The organism is uncultured Bradyrhizobium sp., from assembly GCF_936928535.1.
Taxonomy (GTDB): Bacteria; Pseudomonadota; Alphaproteobacteria; order Rhizobiales; family Xanthobacteraceae; genus Bradyrhizobium.
In genome coordinates, this window is sequence record NZ_CAKZHY010000125.1 from 46340 (window position 1) to 65903 (window position 19564).

At 64.1% G+C, this 19564-nt stretch carries 14 protein-coding genes and 1 pseudogene; 7 read left to right on the plus strand and 8 right to left on the minus strand.

All coding sequences use genetic code 11. From position 1 onward, the window contains the following. Positions 1-92: 92 nt before the first annotated feature. Complete coding sequence (locus Q0687_RS26060) at positions 93-353, minus strand: hypothetical protein (protein ID WP_298883386.1); 261 nt, start codon at positions 351-353, stop codon at positions 93-95. A 219-nt stretch (positions 354-572) separates the two neighbouring features. Here Q0687_RS26060 and Q0687_RS26065 point away from each other — a divergent pair, with 219 nt between their 5' ends. Continuing rightward, positions 573-2267 (plus strand): bifunctional diguanylate cyclase/phosphodiesterase, encoded by a 1695-nt coding sequence (locus Q0687_RS26065; RefSeq protein ID WP_298883350.1) that lies wholly within the window; start codon positions 573-575, stop codon positions 2265-2267. Between the two features lie 140 nt (positions 2268-2407). On the opposite strand, the gene Q0687_RS26070 is transcribed toward Q0687_RS26065, so the two are convergent. From Q0687_RS26070 to Q0687_RS26085, 4 genes are all read right to left on the minus strand, one after another. Then, complete coding sequence (locus tag Q0687_RS26070; protein ID WP_298883353.1) at positions 2408-5275, minus strand: PAS-domain containing protein; 2868 nt, start codon at positions 5273-5275, stop codon at positions 2408-2410. A 169-nt stretch (positions 5276-5444) separates the two neighbouring features. Continuing rightward, positions 5445-6320 (minus strand): acyl-CoA acyltransferase, encoded by an 876-nt coding sequence (locus Q0687_RS26075; RefSeq protein ID WP_298883356.1) that lies wholly within the window; start codon positions 6318-6320, stop codon positions 5445-5447. Positions 6321-6357: 37 nt separating this feature from the next. Then, entirely contained in the window at positions 6358-7338 is a 981-nt protein-coding gene (locus Q0687_RS26080; RefSeq protein ID WP_298883358.1) for an amino acid--[acyl-carrier-protein] ligase, read from the minus strand. Positions 7339-7376: 38 nt separating this feature from the next. Further along, complete coding sequence (locus Q0687_RS26085) at positions 7377-8594, minus strand: acyl-CoA dehydrogenase family protein (protein WP_298883361.1); 1218 nt, start codon at positions 8592-8594, stop codon at positions 7377-7379. Positions 8595-8954: 360 nt separating this feature from the next. Here Q0687_RS26085 and Q0687_RS26090 point away from each other — a divergent pair, with 360 nt between their 5' ends. From Q0687_RS26090 to mtnA, 3 genes are all read left to right on the plus strand, one after another. Then, entirely contained in the window at positions 8955-9227 is a 273-nt protein-coding gene (locus Q0687_RS26090) for a phosphopantetheine-binding protein (RefSeq protein WP_298883364.1), read from the plus strand. Positions 9228-9485: 258 nt separating this feature from the next. Next, complete coding sequence (locus Q0687_RS26095; RefSeq protein WP_298883366.1) at positions 9486-10361, plus strand: S-methyl-5'-thioadenosine phosphorylase; 876 nt, start codon at positions 9486-9488, stop codon at positions 10359-10361. 30 nt (positions 10362-10391) lie between these two features. After that, positions 10392-11501 (plus strand): S-methyl-5-thioribose-1-phosphate isomerase, encoded by a 1110-nt coding sequence (gene mtnA / locus Q0687_RS26100; RefSeq protein ID WP_298883369.1) that lies wholly within the window; start codon positions 10392-10394, stop codon positions 11499-11501. A gap of 115 nt (positions 11502-11616) precedes the next feature. Here mtnA and Q0687_RS26105 read toward each other — a convergent pair whose 3' ends face one another. Beyond that, entirely contained in the window at positions 11617-12252 is a 636-nt protein-coding gene (locus tag Q0687_RS26105; protein WP_298883371.1) for an HAD-IA family hydrolase, read from the minus strand. Between the two features lie 82 nt (positions 12253-12334). Between Q0687_RS26105 and Q0687_RS26110 the strand changes: the two genes are divergently transcribed. Both Q0687_RS26110 and Q0687_RS26115 read left to right on the plus strand, forming a co-directional pair. Then, a complete protein-coding gene (locus Q0687_RS26110; RefSeq protein WP_298883373.1) occupies positions 12335-13093 on the plus strand; it encodes a trypsin-like serine protease in 759 nt (252 codons plus the stop codon). Between the two features lie 120 nt (positions 13094-13213). Continuing rightward, positions 13214-14716, plus strand: coding sequence for an NAD(P)/FAD-dependent oxidoreductase (locus tag Q0687_RS26115; protein WP_298883375.1), 1503 nt, complete (start codon positions 13214-13216; stop codon positions 14714-14716). A 203-nt stretch (positions 14717-14919) separates the two neighbouring features. On the opposite strand, the gene Q0687_RS26120 is transcribed toward Q0687_RS26115, so the two are convergent. Together Q0687_RS26120 and Q0687_RS26125 are read right to left on the minus strand one after the other, a co-directional pair. Beyond that, complete coding sequence (locus Q0687_RS26120; RefSeq protein WP_298883376.1) at positions 14920-15846, minus strand: response regulator; 927 nt, start codon at positions 15844-15846, stop codon at positions 14920-14922. Next, entirely contained in the window at positions 15830-19201 is a 3372-nt protein-coding gene (locus Q0687_RS26125) for an ATP-binding protein (protein ID WP_298883379.1), read from the minus strand. Before Q0687_RS26125 ends, Q0687_RS26120 begins: the two co-directional genes overlap by 17 nt. A gap of 171 nt (positions 19202-19372) precedes the next feature. Between Q0687_RS26125 and Q0687_RS26130 the strand changes: the two are divergent. Next, positions 19373-19564 (plus strand): annotated as a pseudogene (locus Q0687_RS26130) (urea ABC transporter substrate-binding protein); the annotation flags it as partial.

Genomic DNA, 19564 nt, shown 5'->3' on the forward strand with positions numbered 1-19564 from the left:
TACCCCCTCACCCGGAATCCGCGCTACGCGCGCATTCCGACCTCTCCCCGCAAGCGGGGCGAGGTGAAGAGAGGGAGCCGCGTTGATCGGCGTTAAGCCACCTGGCGCGTGCGAGAGCTGACGCTGGGAAGCGCGAGCTTGCTGCCATAGGCCATGCGGGCGTCCTCGGACGTGCCGCGGCGCAGCCGGCTGGTCTGGGGCAGGTGCTCGGCGTTGGCGATCAACTGGGTGACAAAGCTCGGATCGGGGCGCGTCAGCTTGATCTTGCGGACCAGCTGTAAAATCGGCGCGAGCGGGACCAGCGCGGTACTCGCTTGCCGCGTTGTTTGCTCGATCTGATCCGCATTCACCATCGCAACACCGCTAATCCGGCTGAACTGGCGCGTTTTGGGACGCAGGCGCCGGTGCATGTGATGGTCTCGCAAGGCCTATGCCGGCCGAGCCTATTCCGTTCCACTGGCCTCGGGAACGTGGTTTCCAAATTGTTTATGAACTTTACCTAGGGTCGGAGGCGAATCTGGCCGTATCCTGTGCCGGCTCAGGACTCCCCGCTGTCCCGAAACGAGGCGCTTTTGACCCCTGCATTGCCGCAAGCCTCCGAAATCCTCGCCGCTCTCGGCGAGGCCCTGTTCGTCTGGGATCTCGCCAGCGACGCGATCGTCTGGGGCGAGCAGGCCGGCGCCATCTTCCCCGGGATCCCGGCCGAGCGCCTTGCGACCGGCGCCGAGTTCGCCAAGCTGATCGAGCCCGCGCAAACGCTGCGGACCGCGGCGCTGGCCCAGACGTCTGCCGTACACGGCGCCGACGGCACGCCCTACCGGGTCGAATATGGCGTGCGCATGAGCGCCTCCGATCCCGTGGTCTGGATCGAGGAGACCGGCCGCTGGTTCGCCGGTGCCGACGGCCGTCCGACGCGCGCGATCGGCTCCATCAGGATCAACAATGAGCGGCACGCCCGCGACGAGGAGTTGACCAGGCTCGCCCGGCTCGATCCGCTGACCGGCGAGCTCAACCGCTCGCATCTGATCGCGGCGTTGGCCGAAGCCATCGAGGAGACGAGCCGCTTCCGCTCGACCGCCGCCTTCATGCTGGTCGGCATCGATCATCTGGCCCGCGTCAACGACGCCTTCGGCTTCGATGTGGCCGATGCCGTGATCCTCGACGTCGCCAGGCGAATCCGTACGCGCTTGCGCGGCGGCGACGTGCTCGGCCGTTTCTCGGGCAACAAGTTCGGCCTGATCCTGAAGAACTGCACCGTCGACGACATGAACGTCGCCGCCGAGCGCTTCCTCGCCGGCGTCCGCGACGAGGTGGTGCCGACCAAATCCGGCCCGGTCTCGGTCACTGTCTCGATCGGCGCCGTCAGCCTGCCGCGTTATGCGCGCAACACCGACGAGGCGATCAACCGCGCCCATGAGACGCTCGACGCCGCCAAGCGCCGCCGCGCCGGTGCGTTCGCGGCCTGGCGGCCGGATGCGACGCGTGATGCGCAGCGCCGCGTCAACATCCGCGTCACCGACGAGATCGTCACCGCGCTCAACGACCGTCGTATCAGGCTCGCTTACGAGCCGGTGGTGTCGGCAGCCACGCGCGAGGGCGCATTCCACGAATGCCTGGTGCGGATGGACCAGGGCGACGGCCAGGTGCTGCTCGCACCCGACATCGTGCCGGTCGCCGAGCGGCTCGGCCTCATCAGGCTGGTCGACCATCGCGTGCTCGAGCTCGTGGTCGCCGAGCTCGCGGCCGCGCCCGACATCCGCCTCAGCCTGAACATCTCGCCCGATACCACGATGGACCCGGACTGGTGGGCCGGCATCGAATCGCTGATGCGCGCCCATCCCGGTGTCGCCGAGCGACTGATCGTGGAGATCACCGAAACCGTCGCGATCCAGGATATCGACGATGTCCGCGCCTTCGTCAGCCGGCTCAAGAATTTCGGCAGCCGCATCGCCATCGACGATTTCGGCGCCGGCTACACCTCGTTCCGGAATTTGCGCAAGCTCGGCGTCGACATCGTCAAGATCGACGGCGCCTTCGTGCAGAACATCATCCACTCGGCCGACGACCGCGCCTTCGTGCAGACCCTGATCGACCTTGCCCGCCGCCTCGACATCAAGACCGTTGCCGAATGGGTGCAGGACGAGGAGGCTGCCACCATGCTGCGCGACTGGGGTTGCGATTACATCCAGGGCCGCCTGATCGGCCTCGCCTCAGCCGACCGCCCGTGGTGTCCGCCGCCGGACAGCGTGCTGCCCGCGGCGAGCTGAGCTCTCGCCGGGTGGGCAAGAGGCGCTCTCGCGTCGTGCCCACCATCTTGCGGCGAGCGCGACGGATTTCTCCTTTGAAATCAATGCCCCTTCTACTGTGCATGGGGTTGTTTTCGCCGGAGGTTCACGCGGGCCGAACCTCACGCCACGCGGCGGACTGCGTTCAGCGTCTCGATGGTCAGCCCCACTTCGGCCGCCGGGCATGGCTTGCCGAAATAATATCCCTGCACCGCGGTGCAGCCGCATTCCCTGACGAAGTCGAGCTGCTCGACCGTCTCGACGCCCTCCGCCGTGGTCTCGACGCCGAGCACGGAGCCGAGGCTGGCGATGGTGCGGACGATGGCGATGCTTTCCGGGCTCTCGCCGAGCGTGCCGACGAAGGAGCGGTCGATCTTGATGCGGTCGAACGGAAATTTGCGCAGGTAACTGAGCGAGGAATAGCCGACGCCGAAATCATCTAGACTGACGCGCACCCCGAGCGCGCGAAGCTGGTGCAGCATCTCGATCGTGGCCTCGCTGTCGTCGAGCAGCGCCGTCTCGGTGACCTCGAGCTCGAGCCGCTGCGGCGGCAGGCCGGCTTCCGCAAGCGCGCTCGTCACCATCGCCACCAGTCCGCGGGAGTGGAACTGCACCGGCGACAGGTTCACCGCGACCGTGACGTCAGGCCATGAGGCCGCCGAGGCACAGGCGGTGCGCAGCACCCATTCGCCGATCGGAACGATCAGGCCGTTCTCCTCGGCGATCGGAATGAACTCGGCCGGCGAAACGAATCCACGCGTCGGATGCTTCCAGCGCAGCAGCGCCTCGAAGCCGGTGAGCTCGGTGGTGTCGAGCCGCACCTGCGGCTGGAACACCAGATGGAATTGGTTGCCTTCCAGCGCGCCGCGCAGATCGTGCTCGAGCGCATGGCGGCTGCGCGCCTCTTCTTCCATCCGGGGCTCGAACAGCTGATAGGCGCCGCGCCCCTTGGCCTTGGCCTGGTACAGCGCGAGATCGGCGCATTTCATCAGCTCGTCGGCATCCAGGCCGTGATCGGGCGCGATCGCGATGCCGACGGATACGCCGACATGGATCGACTGGCTTTCCAGCGGCGGCGGGTGGCCGATGATCTCGACCAGGCGTCGCGCCAGCTGCTCGGCCGATTGCGGCTGCGGTCCGCGCTGGAGCACGGCGAACTCGTCGCCGCCGAGGCGGGCGACGGTGTCGTGCTCGCCGACATTCTCCTTCAGCCGCGCCGCGACCCAGCGCAGCAGCCGGTCGCCGGCAGCGTGGCCGAGCCGGTCGTTGACGGTCTTGAAATTGTCGAGGTCGAAGCACAGCACGGCCATGGCGCCGCCGGCGATCGCGACCTGGTTCAGTCCCTCGCCCATCTTCTCGCGGAACAGCGTGCGATTGGGCAGATCGGTCAGGGAGTCGTGCCGCGCCATGTGCGCGACCCGCGCCTGCGCCTTGTGGCGTTCGGTGACGTCCTCATAGGTGACGACCCAGCCGCCATGCTCCATCCGCTTGTGGTTGAGCTTGATGATGCGGCCGTCGCTCAAGTGGCGGTGCAACGTGTGCTCGCCCTCGCGCAGCCGCTCGACATAGTCGGCATAGAGTTTTGCGGCCGTCGTGTTCGGATGGATGCCCAGATCGCAGCTGTGCTCCATGATCTCGCGCATCGAGATGCCGGGCTTCACGATGTCCGGAGACAGGCCGTACATCTCGATGTAGCGGCGATTGCAGACGATCACGTGCAGGCTCGCATCGAGCATGCACAGGCCCTGGCTCATGTTGTTCAGCGCGGCGTCGAAGCGACGGTATTGCTCGCTCAACTCCTCGACCGCGTGTTCGCGCTCGGTGATGTCCTCATAGGTGGCGACGAAGCCGCCCTCGGGCAACGCGCAATAGCGCACCGAGATCACGGTGCTATTGGTCATGCTCCGCCGCATCGGCGAGGAGTCGCGATTCGCGATGCGGGCGCGCGCGGCTTCAAGGATCTGCTGCGGGCTGTATTCGGACGCAAAGGCGCCGTTCACCATCGATCGCTCGATCAGCTCGGCGAGGTGCGTGCCCGGTTTGCTCTCCTCCGGCGACAGCCGGTAGATCTTTTGATAGGTCGAGTTGCAGACGCGGAGTCGCATGTCGCTGTCGTAGAAGGCGAGCCCATGCGCCATGTTCTCGAGCGCGGCATCCAGCATGAGGTTCTGCTGCTTGAGCGTCTCTTCGTGCTGCAGTCGTTCGGTGACGTCCTCATGCACCGTGACCCAGCCGCCGTCGGGCATGAAGCGGGATACCGCCTGCACCCTGCGACCGTCATAGCGCGTCACGAGAACGGTCTTCGGGCTCCTGGTCCGGACGTCGTTGATCCGGGCCTCGCGGAACTCCTCCCCGCTGATGTCCGCCCTGTTGCCGCGCGCCAGCCAATGGTCGATGGCGACACTGTGCGCGACACCCGGTTTCACGACATTGGGGTCGAGATCGTAGAATTGCAGGAAGCGCTCGTTGCAGACGACGACGCGTCCGTCGGCGTCATACATGATGAGGCCGTGCGACATGTGGGCGAGCGCGTGCTGGCTGCGCTCGGTCTGCAGTTGCAGCTCCGTCTCGAGGCGGGCGAGGCGGCTGACGTCGTCGCAGATCGTCATCCACCCGCCGGCGGGAAGCGGCTTCAGCTCGAGCGTGATGACGATTCCGCTTGCGAGCGTCTGCCGGGTCCGGAACGGCTTGCCGGCCGCGATCAACGCGATCCGCGAGGCGTAGAGCGCATCAACCTCATCTGCCGGGATATTGCCGAGCGACACGCTGTGGCCAAGCACGTCGCGGTAGCGCGTTCCGATCCGGACGATGTCGGCCGACATTTCGAACAGCTCGATATATCGGCGATTGACCAGCACGATCCGGTTGTCGGCGTCGTAGACGCAGACGCCCTGTTCCATGTTATCGAGCGCGAGCTGGCTCAGCGACAGCAGAGCCTCCTGGCCCTGATTGCGCCGTGCACCGAGCTCGTTGTCGCGCGTGGACGTCATGTGATCAGCGGAATCTCGGTGGCAAGAGACTTAACGCAACGTAGTTCAGCCGCTGACCGTAGCGAGGAGGCGGGAAAATTCCCTTAAGCGCCGTAGTTTACGGAGGGTGACTGTTGATGCAGAGAGTATGGGTCTCAGACCGCGCGACAAATCCGTGGCACGTCCGTGTCTACGGCCCGTACAGCACGAGTTCCGTGTCAGTAAGATCGGCCAGCCGCGGGCGATGCGGGCCCTTGAAATATTTGCGGCCGCGGCGCTCGGTATAAATACCGACAAGCCCGGGAATGGACTCGTTGGAATCGACGAGCACGGAGACCTTGCCAAGCCGTAGCAACAGCCGGCCGATGCGGCCGGCGCAGGCGGCGTATTCGGCCGCGTTGCGGCAGTAGATCAACTGCATCACCGGCGGTGCGATGAAACCACGGCGGATGCGGACCGGTTGCAGGATGAAGGGAAACACGCCCTTCGGCGTACGGCAGACCAGGCTGAGGCAGTTGTAGCGCGCATGCCGTGTCAGCAGCTCGGTCTCGGCCTCGGAAAGTCCCTCGATGGTCTTGGCGTGCTGCGAGATCACCTCGATCTTGCTCCAGCGCGGCGCGCGCGACAGCGCCGGAACCGAGACGAACAGACCGCGGCAATAAGCGCGAAAGCCCTGCGTCTCGATGATCGGCCAGGTCCACGGCGCCGGGCTGATGTTAAGATAGGTGACGTGCTTGTACCGCTGCGCGATCTTGGTCAATAGCGGCGCGTAATTGCGATAGGCCGGCTCGACATACCAGCTCGAGAGGTTGCACTGGATGGCGGTTTCCTCGCCGTCATTGCGCGCGGTGTAGATCAGCAGCAGCACGCCGACCGGTTCGCCGTCATTGTCGAGCATGTAGCCGAAGCGCGGATAGCCCTCCGGCACAGGCCGGAAGGCCTGCCGGCGCAGGCCCTGGATCCAGTAATTGCGCGAGCGGCCGGCGAAGCCGCGCGTCAACAGGTCCGCGACCGCATCGACGTCGGCTTCGGTAATCTCGCGGCATCGGACCTTGGTGTGGATCACGCTCGTCTTGCCCGTAGAAATGCTCGGCCTCTTGACATTAGCGCCAGCCTTCGCCGTGAGCGTCGGCCGCGACCTGCGGCTGCACGCCAAGGATGTCCCGCACCGAGGCGGGCCAGGCGGAAAGATCGGTGCCGTGGGTGTGGAACATGGCGACCGCCAGGCGATCCATCCCGAAGGCGACGCAACCGGTGTGGGCCGGCTCGCCGTTGGCATCCTGGATGTCCCATGTCGTGCCGAAATGTTCGCGGTGATAGTTGAAGCTCATGCAGGCGGTCGGCTGTTCTTCCGAACGCAACGGGATCAGGAGCTCGAACTTGAGCTGCTGCTGCTTCTGGCTGACCGCCTTCATCTGGCCGACGCGGCCGAAGAAAGGGTCGCTGGCATAGTCGACGCGGAAGGAGAGGCCGAGATCGGTCGCGATCTTTTGCGCGCGTACCATCCAGCGCTCGCGGAAATCGGCGACGTCATCGGGCGTGCCGATGCAGACATATTCGCGCATCCGGAACGATTGCAGCCGATCGAGATGCTTTGAAGGCTCGCGGCGGAAGCAATCGGCGGCGACGTCGAAGCGCAGGCCGCCCTTGGGCAGCGGTCCGCGGCTCGCGGCGATCGGATAGACGGGATAGCAGGCGGCGGGCGATAGCACGAGGTCGGCGGGCGAGAGCGAAGTGGTCCAGTCGCCACCGGCGTCGAAGCGGCTCACCGCGGCGTTGATCTCGCGCTCGGTGCCGTGCAGGCCGCAGACGCAGCCGAGCAGATTCGGAAAGCTCTTGAGATAGCCGGATTTTTCGAGCTGCGCGCGGCTCATCACCGGCGGAAAGCGCATCACCTCGGTGCCGGCTTCGCGATTGCTGGTGATCAGTGCGGCGAGCTTCTCGACAATGCCCTCGTAGAGCGCTGTGCGCGCATAGACGCCGTCGGAACCCATGCGGTGGAACAGCTTGTCGGCGAGATGATCGAGCGGATCGACGATCTCAGGCGCGGTCTCGGGCGAGTCGGGGAGGACGGCAATGTTCATCTTCGGTGTCCTGCTATCTGAAAATTGTTCTTGTTGATTTAGTCACGAAGGCTTGTCGGGATGCCGCTCATCAGCGTGGAGGTGGCGGCATTGGCGAGGATTCGATCGTTGTTGATCATGATCGGCGACGACAGCACGTCGCGCAGGTGGCGGCCCATTGTGAACTCGCCATCGTTGCGGTAGCCGGCGAGGCCGGCGGTCCGCATCGCATGCATCACGGTCTCGACCGCGAGCTCGGACGCCTGCACCTTTAACAGCGTGATCGAGGATTGAAAGTCGAGCGAGCCGAGCGCGCGTTCGTCATGTTCGGCCCGGGCGAAGGCATCGAGATTGGCTGATATCAGCGCGCGCAGCTTGGCCAGCGACATCTTCGCGGCGGTGAAGTGCGCGGCGGCCGGCGGCATCTGGCCACCAGAGTTGCGGGCGGCCTTGCGGACGAAGGCCTGCGCGCGCGTAACCGAGGCAGCAGCAATGCCGGCCCAGGTCGACGACCAGCACAGATGCGCAAACGGCGTCATGGTCTGCGCGTGAATCTTGTCATAGGCCTCCGGGAAGACACGGTCGGCGGGACAGTCGACCCTCAGCTCGAAGCCGGTCGAGCAGGTGCCGCGCATGCCTAGCGTTTCCCAGCCCTGCGTCTGCTTCAGCGAGTAGTCGTCCTTGGCGAGCGCCAGCAGCACCTGATCGGAAGCCGCCGCCTCGGTGGCGCGGCGGGCGATGGTGACGAGGCCGTCGGCCTGGGCGCCGTACGAGATCACGGTGGCGTCGCGCATCAGCGAGACGGTGTCGCCGGCGTGATCGACCGCGGCGGCGCTGGCGCGGATGTTGCCGCCATTCTGCCCTTCGGTGGTGGAGGAGGCGAGCAGCCACTGGTCGCGTGCGACCCGGCGCATCATGGTTTCCATCCAGGGAATGCCATGGCCATGCCTGACGATGCAGGCGACCTTGGTCTGATGCATTGCGTAGATCATCGCGGTCGAGGCGCAGGCGCGCCCGAGCGTATAGCAGATGTCGGTGACGTCGTGGATCGAGGCGCCGAAGCCGCCGAACTCGACCGGGATCATGACGCCGAGCAGTTTTTGCTCACGCGCGGTGTCGAATGCCTCGTGCGGGAAGCGCGCGTCGCGATCGACGCTGTCGGCGTTGGCCGCGGCCACGCTTGCGGTGCGCGCCGCGCGCTCGATCAAGGACGGGCCGTGCTCGAGAAGGCTCGGTTGGGTTTCGTCGAAAGTCTGGACAGCTTCACGCACGTTCATAGTCGTCCGCCTCCGCTTCGTCGTTCGGGATCGCCGGCATCATTCGCGATGCCGCTGAAAGAGATCCTCCGACCATCTTTGCTTGTGACATGAGGCTACGGATTTAATTCAAATTCGTCGATGAAATAGAGGGTAAACAAACCGCAATTCGGGACGAACAGTTAAGGTCCGGTTGTTTGCATCGTCCTGATTTCGATGATCGCGTTAGGGTTCTGGAAGAAGGGCGGAATCCAGACAATCTGAGTCATCGTTTACTAAGAAACGCGAAGTAATGGTGACGCCCATTGTGAGATCGGCTCGTCGCGCCCATCGTACCGAGCGACGGGTTCGACCGATTATGGACAGAATGGGAATTTAACCATGCAGGCCTTCGACACCGACGTGCGTAACCGCATCATCAAGCTGGTGAAGGGTATCCTCGAGCAGAATGCGCTTACCGCTGACGTCGCGCCGTCGACCAAGCTCGTCGACGCCGGCCTGACCTCGATGGACATGGTCAATTTGATGCTGGGCGTCGAAGCCGAGTTCGACTTCACGATTCCGCAGACCGAGATCACGCCGGAGAATTTCCAGTCCGTCGAGACGCTCGAGCGGATGGTCGCGACCCAGCTGAAGCTGGCGAAAGCGGCTTAATCTCAGGGTCGTCCTGGCGAAAGCCAGGACCCATCACCCCAGGGAGCAGTTTGGCGAAGGCTGTTCGTTTGGGACTGGTACCATTCGCAATCGATAGACCTCGCGGTATGGATCCTGGCTTTCGCCAGGACGACACCGAATGTGTCGCTCGCCAGGCGCCTCCCCAACTCCCTCCCGACCCACCCACCCCGTTCCAAAACCGCCGTAAAACTGGCATAGCTTAACCATGTCGCACGTGGCGGACAGGGTGGAGCGGGAATGACACAGGCGGTATTAGGCATCATCGGCGGTTCCGGCATCTACGATCTGCCGGGCCTCGAGGGCGCGCACGAAGAGGTGATCGAAAGCCCCTGGGGCGAGCCGTCGGCGCCGGTGCGGCGTGGGACCATCGCAGGCCTGCCGATCGTGTTCCTACCGCGCCACGACAAGGGGCATCGGCTGTCGCCCTCCGACATCAACTACCGCGCCAATATCGACGTGCTGAAGCGCGCCGGTGTCACCGATCTGATCTCGCTCTCGGCCTGCGGTTCTTTCAAGGAGGAGATGCCGCCCGGTACCTTCGTTCTCGTCGACCAGTTCGTCGACCGTACCCACAAGCGCGAGAGCTCGTTCTTCGGCAAGGGTTGCGTTGCGCATGTCTCGATGGCGCATCCGGTCTCGCCGCGGCTGCGGATTCATCTCGCCGCGGCCGCCGAGGCCGAGGGCATCGCGATCGCGCGTGGCGGCACCTATGTCTGCATGGAAGGCCCGCAATTCTCCACCTATGCGGAGAGCATGACCTACAAGACGCTGGGCTATTCCGTGATCGGCATGACCAACATGCCCGAGGCGAAGCTCGCTCGCGAGGCCGAGATTTGCTACGCGACGGTCGCGATGGTGACGGATTTCGATTGCTGGCATCCCGATCACGACGCCGTCACCGTGCAGGACATCATTCGCGTGCTGACGTCCAACGCCGACAAGGCCAAGGCGCTGGTGGCGCGGCTCGCCAGGGAGTTTCCGCGCGAGCACGAGCCGTGTCCGATCGGCTCGGACCGTGCGCTCGACACCGCGCTGATCACCGCACCCGAGGCGCGCGATCCCGAGCTGTTGAAGAAGCTCGATGCGGTGGCCGGCCGCATCCTGCGCAATTGAGACGCAAGAAAGACAAAAAGGCAGAACGCCATGAGGGTTGACGGCAAGCATTTCCGCAGCATCTGGCGCGAGCGCGACGGCTGGTCGGTCGGTGCGATCGACCAGCGGCGGCTGCCGCATGAGTTCGTCGTTGCGCGCCTGACCTCATGCGAAGACGCAGCGGTCGCGATCCGCGACATGCTCGTGCGCGGTGCGCCGCTGATCGGCGCCACCGCCGCCTACGGCATGGCGCTGGCGATGCGCGAGGATGCCTCGGATGCTGGATTGAAGCGCGCCTATGATACGCTGGTCGTGGCGCGGCCGACCGCGATCAATCTGAAATGGGCACTCGATGAGATGCGTGCGACGCTCGCGCCGATCGATCCGGTCGAGCGGGCGGAAGCGGCCTATGCGCGCGCCGACGAGATCGTCGAGCAGGACGTCGAGATCAACCGCGGCATCGCCGGCAACGGCCTGAAGCTGATCGAGGCGATCGTGGCCAGGAAGAAGCCGGGCGAGACCGTCAACGTGTTGACTCATTGCAACGCCGGCTGGCTCGCGACCGTCGATTGGGGCACGGCGACGGCGCCGATCTACCTCGCGCATGAGCGCGGCATCAAGATCCATGTCTGGGTCGATGAGACGCGTCCGCGCAACCAGGGCGCCTCGCTCACCGCCTGGGAGCTCGGCCATCACGGCGTTCCGCACACTGTGATTCCCGATAACACCGGCGGGCATCTGATGCAGCACGGCATGGTCGATCTCGCTATCGTCGGCACCGACCGCGTCGCCGCCAATGGCGATGTCTGCAACAAGATCGGCACCTATCTGAAGGCGCTCGCCGCTCACGACAACGGTGTGCCGTTCTATGTCGCGCTGCCGTCGCCGACGATCGATTTCGCGGTTAATGACGGCATCAGGGACATTCCGATCGAGCAGCGCAGTGGCGTTGAGGTCACCGACATGACAGGCCGCACGGCTGATGGCCGGCTGGAGACGGTGCGCATCGTGCCTGAGGGCTCGCCCGTCGCGAATTACGCCTTTGATGTAACCCCGGCGCGCCTCGTGACCGGCCTGATCACCGAGCGCGGTGTGCTGAAGCCGGATCGCGCTTCGCTGGCGGCTGCGTTTCCGGAGCGCATCGCCGCCGCGGCGGAGTAAGCTGTCGTTGGGTGGGCAAAGGCGCAACGCGCCGTGCCCACGATCTTTATGCGATTTCGAGAGAGGTGGTGGGCACGCTTCGCTTTGCCCACCCTACGGCTACGGCATTGGCGGACTATGTCAGGTTCAACCCCGTCGCCGCCTCAAGCTCCGCAATCGCTTGTGCTCCACTCGCGACCTTGATCGTGGTCATACCCATCTCGCGCGCGGGCTTCAGATTGACGCCGAGGTCGTCGAGATAGACACAATTCTTCGGATCGACCTTTAGCGTCTCGACCATCAGTTGATAAATCCGCGGGTCCGGCTTGCGCAGGCCGATCTTGGCGGATTCGATGACGTGGTCGAACAGCACCATCACCTCGGCGACATAGAGGGAGCGTCCGGTCATGCTGCCGATGGCGTTGGCCGGGAGGTTGTTGGTGATGCACCCCGTCTTGAATTCGCTCTTGATCCGCTTCAGCGCCACGACCATCTCCGGGCGGAGATCGCCCTGGAGCAGTGGCAGCACGTCCCGGCCGCGCACTTCGGCCCCGAGCGCGAGCGATTCTGCGGCAAACAATTGATCGAATGTCTCGATGTCGACCTCGGCCCGCTCGAACTTGGCCCAGGCATTTTCCAGATGGTTGGCGGCGTTGGTGCGCCGGATAATGTCGGCGGGCAGGCCGCGCTCGGTCTCGAACCTGGAAAACGCCTCGAACGGTGAGCTCGTCAGCACGCCGCCAAAATCAAAGATCACAGCTTCGATTGCCAAAGTCCCACCCTCAATTCCTTTCCAAGAGGGCTAGCATGCGCTATCGGCAAGGGCCAGTCCTGCCGACGCGAGAGCGTGTTCCATGAAGAAGCTTGCCACTCTCATTGCAGCCGCCCTGCTGCTCGCGACGCCGGCCTATGCCATCGTCAATGGCGGCACCCCGCAGACAGATGGCGTCGCGCGTGCGGTCGTCACCATCGTCGGCTCGCGCGGTAACTTTTGCTCGGGCAGCCTGATCGCGCCGAACCTCGTGCTGACGGTCGCGCACTGCGTGCAGCCTGGCGCGGACTACAAGATTGTCGATCGTGGTGCTGACGGCCGGCCGCAACTGTTGAACGTGCGCACTGTCGCGATCCATCCGAGCTTCAACATGCAGGCGATGCTGGCGCATCGCGCCACGGCCGACGTGGCATTGCTGCAACTAGAAATTCCACTCAAGGGAAAATCGACCGTGCCGGTCGGCGCGCCAAATATTCCAATCCGGGTCGGTAGTCGCTTCACCATTGCCGGTATCGGCGTCACGGTGCGCGGCGACGGCAAGAGCGGCGGCACGATTCGCGTTGCCGGTCTCGTTGTCACAGGCCAACCCGGCACGTTCCAGATCCGACTGGTTGACCCCGTAACCAACGGTGTTCGCGACGGAATCGGTGCCTGCACCGGCGATTCCGGTGGTCCCGTGTTCGAGGACAGGCCTAGTGGCGCTGTGCTCGTCGGCCTCATCAGCTGGTCGACCGGGCCGAACAACGCCGCGGGCTGCGGCGGATTGACCGGCGTCACGCCGCTCACGCTCTATCGCGACTGGATCCTGCAGACCGCGCGGAGCTGGGGCGCGGCGTTGTAGTTTGATCGCGACTTGATCTATGTCATTTTGCAAGGCAAGCGCGATGGGCGACTATTTCCGTCGCAGGGGAAACGCGTCGCCATCAAGGCGGCCTGAAAAAGACAAGGCATAGAAGCAACAATGAATGTCGCTGTTCGCACTCACGCCGCCACTCAACAGGCCTCAGAACATTTCGACGTGCTGATCGTCGGCGCCGGCATCTCCGGCATCGGCAGTGCCTATCACATCGAAAAGCAATTGCCCGGCACGAGCTACGTCATCCTGGAAACGCAGGCGACGTTCGGCGGCACGTGGTCTACGCATCGCTATCCCGGCATTCGCTCGGACAGCGATCTCCACACCTTCGGCTACAGCTTCAAGCCGTGGGTCGGGCCGCCGATCGCGACCGCTGATGAGATCCTCGCCTACATGAACGAGGTCATCGACGACAACGATATCGCCCGCCACATCCGCTACAAGCACAAGATCGCCTCGGCGAGCTGGTCGAGCGAGCAGAATCTCTGGACCATCGAGGTTATCACGACCGACACCGGTGAGACGAAGATCTTCACCGCGAATTTCCTCTGGATGTGCCAGGGCTACTACCGGCATTCGGAAGGCTACACGCCGGAATGGAACGGCATGGATCGCTTCAAGGGCCAGATCGTCCATCCGCAGACCTGGCCTGACGATATCGATCTCAAGGGCAAGAAGGTCGTCGTGATCGGCTCGGGCGCGACTGCCGCGACATTGGTGCCTAACATCGCGGACGAATGCGCGCATGTCACCATGCTGCAGCGCTCGCCGACCTATTTCCGCCTGGGGCGCAACGCGATTGAGATCGCGGAAGAGTTGCGGCGGCTCCAGGTCGACGAGGCTTGGATCCATGAGATCGTGCGGCGAAAAATCCTGTTCGAGCAGGATGCGTTCACAAAGCTCTGCCTCGCCAAGCCGGAACAGGTGAAGAAGGAGCTGATCGGCCAGATCAGCGCGGTGCTCGGGCCGGACTATGACGTCGAGACGCATTTCACGCCGAGCTATCGGCCATGGCGGCAGCGCATCGCCTTCGTGCCGGATGCGGATCTGTTCAAGGGCATCGCCAGCGGCAAGGCCTCGGTCGTGACCGACGAGATCGATTGCTTCGTCGAGAACGGTATCCAGCTCAAGTCCGGCAAGCTGCTCGAGGCCGACGTCGTCGTCACTGCGACCGGCTTCAATCTTTCCGCGCTCGGCGACATCGCCTTCGAGATCGACGGCAAGCCGCTCGCCTTCGGCGATACCGTCACCTATCGGGGCATGATGTTCACGGGCGTGCCGAACATGGTCTGGGTGTTCGGCTATTTCCGCGCGAGCTGGACCTTGCGCGTCGATCTCGTCGCCGATTTTGTTTGTCGCCTGCTCGGTCACATGAAGGCGAAAGGGGCGAAGAAGGTCGAGGTCAAGCTGCGTCCCGAAGACCACAACATGCCGATCATGCCCTGGATCGATCCGGAAAACTTCAACCCCGGCTACATCACGCGCAACATGAACCTGCTGCCCAAGCGCGGCGACAAGCCGGAGTGGCAGCACAGCCAGGATTACTGGACCGAGAAGGACGAGATCCCGAAGACGGATCTGGATGACAAGGCGTTTGTGTATGGGTGAGGGGGCGCTGAGTCGCCGCCAAACTCTCCACTGTCGTCCCGGCGAAGGCCAGGACCCATAACCACGGGGAGCCGTTTGGCGAAGACTCGTCATTCGGTGCTGCTGCCTACCAAAACCGACAGATCACGCGGTATGGGTCTCGGCCTGCGCCGGGACGACACCGTTGTTGTCGCTCGCGGGAACGCAACTGACCCGCACTGCGCCTACGAATTCCTTCTCGTCGCATTCGTCGCAATCGCGGCCGCCGCGGTCCGGTTCTCGACGCCGAGCTTGGCGTAGATCTGCTCCAGATGCTTGTCGACGGTGCGGGGGCTGAGGCCCAGGATCTGCGCGATGTCGCGGTTGGTCTTGCCCTTGCTGAGCCAGGCCAGCACCTCGCCCTCGCGCGTGGTGAGGCCGAGCTCGCTCGTAAACTCCGGCGGCAGCGCGGTGCCGGCTTCCTTCGACAACCGCAACAGAAACTCGTTCGGCGCGGTTTCGCCCATGTAGTAGAAGCGGAGCTTCGGATTGTCGGGCAGGGACGCCGCTTGCGCCTTCGCGCTGCCCTTGCTCTTCGCCTGCTCCAGCCATTGCAGCAGCGACGGCGGCAGGACGAAGTCGTCGGCCTGTGCGCCATGGTGATCGGCCAGCAGCTTTTGCGCCTGCGGCGTCGCCCAGAGGATATGGCCTTGGCGGTTGACCGCGAACAGGAAGCGGCCGGAGACATCGAGCGCTGCGCGTGCGCTCTGCGTCAGTCGGGCGTTGCCGAGATGGACGCGGATCCGGGCCAGCATCTCCTCGATCACGATCGGCTTCGTCACGTAGTCGACGCCGCCGGCTTCGAGGCCGCGCACGATGTGTTCGGTCTCGGCAAGGCCGGTCATGAAGATCACAGGGACATTGGCGAGGCCCGCGTCGCGCTTGAGTCGTCGGCAGGTCTCGAAGCCGTCCATTCCGGGCATCACCGCATCGAGCAGCACGATGTCGGGCGTGATCTGGTCGACGATGCGCATCGCGCTGGCGCCGTCCAGCGCCACCATCACGGTCATCCCGGCGCCGTCGAGCGCGTCGGTCAGCAGCCGCAGCGTCTCCGGCGAGTCGTCGACAACGAGCGCGACGTCGCGCTTTTTCGGCTCAATGCTCATAAGCATGCAATGTTTTCAATGTTGTCATGTATTGATCGAGATCGAAGCGATCGACCAGCGATCGCATTTCGGCGACGAAGTCGGCATGTTCCGGATGCTCGCTGCCGATCTCGTCGAGCTTTAACTGGATGGCTTTGACATAACCGATCTGGCCGAGCCCGATCAGCGCCTCGATGTGCCTGGTTGGCGGCCGCGAGCCGCTCTCCGGCCTCCACAGCGGCACTGCTATTTCGTCGGAGCCATATTGCCATTCGATCTTGAGCAATTGCCTGATGGTCTCCAGCAATCGCGGGATGTCGATCGGCTTCATGAGATAACCGTCGTGGAACGGCTGTGCGAGCGGAGCGCCGTGCGCCTCCAGAGCGCTCGCCGATACCATCAGGATGCGGGCCTGATGATGGCCATCGGCGCGCAGCTGTTCCGCGACGGTCCAGCCGTCCATGCCCGGCATCGAGATATCGAGCAGGAACAGATCGGGCCGGCAGTGCTGCGCCAGCGCCAGACAGCCCGGGCCGTCGGTCGCGCTCAGCAGGATGAAGCCGAGCGGCGTCAGCACTTCGCGCAAAAGGTCGCGATGAACAGGGTCGTCGTCGGTGATGAGGATCGTTTTGCGTGCGCCGTGATAGCCGGAGACCGGCGCCTCCACCGGTGCGGTGCGTCTGGGATTTGTCACTTCCGACAGCAGCATCTTCACCTTGAAGGTGCTACCGCGCCCGACCGTGCTGGCGACCTTGATATCGCCGCCCATCACGCCGGCGAGCAGGCGGCTGATGGTGAGGCCCAGCCCCGTGCCCGTCTGAGGTTGCGAAACGCCGAGCGCACCGCGCTCGAACGGCGCAAAGATGCGTTCGAGATCGTCGCCCTGGATGCCGGGACCGGTGTCGATCACCTCGAACTCGGCGACCGGGCTGCGGTAATGCACGACGAACTGCACGCTGCCGGTCTGGGTGAACTTGATGGCGTTGGAGAGCAGGTTGATCAACACCTGCCGCAGGCGCTTCTCGTCGGCATAGACCACCGTCGGCAAGGTCGCGGGACGCCGGAACACGAAATCGATGCCCTTGGCGCTGGCCTGGAGGCGGAACATGCCGACGAGCTGATCGAGGAACTCGCTCAATCGCACCTCGTCGCGGGAGAGGTAAAGCCTGCCGGCCTCGATCTTGGAAATGTCCAGAATGCCGTCGATCAGGCCGGAAAGGTGGTCGGCGCTGCGGCGGACGACGCGGACCTGGTCGCGCGGCTTGGTGTTGAGCGTCGAATCCTGCTCCAGCAGCTGGGCATAGCCGCTGATCGCATTTAGCGGCGAGCGCAGCTCGTGGCTCAATCCCACCACATAGCGGCTCTTGGCGAGGTTGGCGGATTCGGCGACCTCCTTGGCGCGCTGCAGCTCGGCGTCGGTGCGCTTGTGCGCGTCGATCTCCTGGATCAGCAGCGCGGTCTGCCGCCGTGTTTCGGCCTCCGCGGCGCGGCGGCTCTGCTGCGCCAGCACGAACAGCCAGGCAACCACGCCGATGATGATGCTGAGCGAGAAGAACACCTTCCACAGCACGTTGGAAACGAGCCCGTTCTCGCCATGCACGCTTGCGGAGGTCTGCAGATAGATCAGCCCGAGCACCAGTGCGACGAGGCCGGCGGAGACCACGAACACGCCGATATAGTGCCCGAACTGCGAATTGATGCGCTGATAGATCGGCTGCGGCAGGATCTTGCTGAGCGCCTCGGAGAACTGCACCTGCGCGCGCCCATGCGGCTTGCAGAGATCGTGGCAGCGGGCATCGAGCGAGCAGCACAGCGAGCAGATCGGGCCGGCATAGGCAGGGCACGAGGTGGTGTCCTCGGGCTCGAAGCTGTGCTCGCAGATGCAGCACTGGATCGATTCGATATTGGCCCAGCTCCGCTTCGGCTTGCGCGCGATGTAGAACTTTCCGTCGGTCAGCCAGGCGATGACGGGCGCGGTGACGAAGGCAACTATCAGGGCGACGAAGGCGGCGAGCGCCTTCATGGTCGGGCCGAACAGGCCGTAGAACGCCGCGATCGAGACGATGATCGCGAGCATCATCGCGCCGACACCGACCGGATTGATGTCGTAGAGATGCGCCCGCTTGAACTCCATTTGCGGCGGTCGCAGGCCAAGAGGCTTGTTGACGACGAGATCGGACACCAGCGCGCCGACCCAGGCGATCGCGACGTTGGAATAGAGCGCGAGCGTCTGCTCCAGCGCCTTGTAGACGCCGATCTCCATCAGCAGCAGCGCCACCATCACGTTGAACACCAGCCAGACCACGCGGCCGGGATGGCTGTGCGTCAGACGGGAAAAGAAATTCGACCAGGCGATCGAGCCGGCATAGGCGTTGGTGACGTTGATCTTGATCTGCGACAGCACCACGAAGAATCCGGTCAGCGCCAGCGCGAGGTCCGGGTCCGACAGCACGTAGCGAAACGCTACGAGATACATGTGCGCGGGCTCGGCCGCTTCCTCGGGCGGCACGCCGTGGCTCAGCGCAAAGAAGGCGAGGAACGATCCGGCCAGCAGTTTCAGCGCACCGAGCACGATCCAGCCCGGCCCTGCCGACATCAGAGCGATCCACCACGACGTCTTGGACGTGCGGCGGTCGCGCGGCAGAAATCGCAGGAAGTCGACCTGCTCGCCGATCTGCGCCACCAGCGAGAACACGACGGAAGAAGCAACGCCGAACAGCAACAGATCGAAATGGCCTCCGGGATCGCCGTGCTCGCCGGCGAATTTGTGCCATTCGGCGAAGGAATGCGGGCTGGCCCAGGCGATCGCGGCAAAGGGTAGGAGGTGGAGCACGACCCAGAGCGGTTGGGTCCAGAGTTGGAAGCGGCTGATCAGCGTGATGCCGTAGGTCACCAGCGGGATGATCGCGATTGCGCTGATGAGATAGCCGATCGGGCGCGGAATCCCGAGGCACATCTCCAGCGCCGTCGCCAAAATCACCGCCTCGATGGCAAAAAAGATGAAGGTGAAGGAGGCGTAGATCAGCGAGGTGACGGTCGAGCCGATATAGCCGAAGCCGGCGCCGCGGGTGAGCAGGTCAATGTCGATGCCGCATTTGGCGGCATAATAGGCAATCGGCACGCCGCAGCAGAAGATGATGGTGGAGACGACGAGGATCGCTGTGGCGGCATTGGTCACGCCGTAGTTGAGCGTAATGGTGCCGCCGATCGCCTCCAGCACCAGGAAGGAGATTGCGCCGATCGCGGTATTGGCGACGCGGGCCGCGGACCAGCGCCGCGCGCTCTTGGCGGTGAAGCGCAGCGCGTAGTCTTCCAGCGTCTGGTTGGCGACCCATTGATTGTACTGGCGCCTGACGCGGTCTATTCGCTGCCGCCCTGCCACGCTTTACCCCACTCCCGATACGGACCCGGAGCCCTCGCAAATCCCGTACCAAAAGCCTACGTCGGTATTTTGCGGTGCAGTATACGCGATCTTGCGTATGCTTGCGGTGCACAAATTCGAGCCATCCTCACGACACCAATCGCGTGTTCTCGAACAAACAGTGGGGTGCTCATGTCAGACGAAACCAACAAGGGCTTGTTGTCGCCGCTCCGGCGCAAACTATTGATGGGAATGGCGGCCGTCCCTGCCATCACCATGTTACCGCGGACGTCGTTTGCGCAGGCCCCGGCCACCTCGGCGGTCAACACCACCGGCCTTGCGGTCACTGATACCGAGGTGACGGTCGGTATCCTGCATTCGGCG